The 1121-nt window shown below is 43.3% G+C and carries 2 protein-coding genes; one reads left to right on the top strand and one right to left on the bottom strand.

Annotated features, from left to right (window positions below):
* Nucleotides 1-115: 115 nt before the first annotated feature.
* Nucleotides 116-556, bottom strand: a complete 441-nt coding sequence (locus tag A3738_RS21025; RefSeq protein ID WP_068478918.1) for a gamma-glutamylcyclotransferase family protein — start codon at nt 554-556, stop codon at nt 116-118.
* A 30-nt stretch (nt 557-586) separates the two neighbouring features.
* Here A3738_RS21025 and A3738_RS21020 point away from each other — a divergent pair, with 30 nt between their 5' ends.
* Entirely contained in the window at nt 587-1072 is a 486-nt protein-coding gene (locus tag A3738_RS21020; protein WP_068502877.1) for a GNAT family N-acetyltransferase, read from the top strand.
* Nucleotides 1073-1121 lie beyond the last annotated feature (49 nt).

The raw sequence follows: 1121 nt of genomic DNA, 5'->3' as shown, positions 1-1121 counted from the left end.
GAATAAACGGCATCAAATAGGATCATGCCAGAGCCGCTGACGATGCCTAATACCAATCCAAAAACGGCAAAGAATGTTGATGCAAATACTGAGAGTAAGAGAAGTCTTTGTTCGCTCATGATGAAAAGTACTCGCTCAAAAACTCTGGAATGATGTGCGTTTTAAAATGCTCATAATATGCTGATTCGAATTGTGCTTGATTCCAGGTCCTGCCGAATGTGATCTCTGAAGAGCCAGCTTCATAGCATTCTACGTCAATGATGCTGTTGCTATTCTTGCAGATAGCGGTGACAGATTTACGAGCATAGATACCTTGATCAACGCACTCGTAAGCGTCTAATAAATTTAAGGTTTCTGGGTCAACGTTGTATAAAATTTTTCCGGTTACGGAAGCGTTTTTATCGGGTACGATAATTGGAGAAGACCCAAAACCTTCTTTTAATAAAATGCAGCGGCGATAACCATGTAATGTAGCTGGCGTCATTTGCCATTCCTTCTTGGTTAACTGCGCGAGAAGTTCGGGATACATTAATGTGCCGTATGCAAAAATATTCATGGTCTTCAATGCTTAAGGGTTGTAGTAACAATGTTTTCAATAGATGCCATAAATCACGCTGATTGGTCTCGTATCATGGATATTCAGCACAAAGCGTATGCGGACGACTATCCTGAATCAGTAGACGTGCTCAAAGCGAAATGGCTGCTTGCACCTGAGACGTGTTTAGCTATTCGCAATGACGAGGACTTGCTCGGATATTGTTTAGCGCACCCCTGGCCGATTAATGACACGCCTAAATTACATGTTGAGCTTAATGCTCTGCCGGAAACTGATGATCTATTCATACATGATCTGGCTTTGCACCCTGATGCAAGAGGTCAGGGGGCAGCCAAAGAACTCGTCTTAAGTGTGCTAAATATTGCACGCTTGAATCATTATAAGCAAGTGCATTTGGTGGCCGTACAAGGCTCAGAACAGTTTTGGTGCTCTTTTGAGTTTGAGATTTTGGCGGAGAGCCAGATTAGTGCAGGCTACGAAGATGAGGCCCTGCATATGTCCGTGCACCTTAAGTGAACGAGCTAGAAGGTTGATGCATTTTCGTGGTGCGTAAATGTGGCTTTGT

The organism is Oleiphilus sp. HI0066 (assembly GCF_001635725.1).
This window is presented reverse-complemented; position numbering and strand designations above follow the sequence as displayed.

What these genes read in the sequence shown, in the direction of transcription:
- A3738_RS21020 (WP_068502877.1), top strand. Translation starts at nt 587, where the DNA reads ATGTTTTCAATAGATGCCATAAATCACGCTGATTGGTCTCGTATCATG.
- A3738_RS21025 (WP_068478918.1), bottom strand. Translation starts at nt 556, where the DNA reads ATGAATATTTTTGCATACGGCACATTAATGTATCCCGAACTTCTCGCG.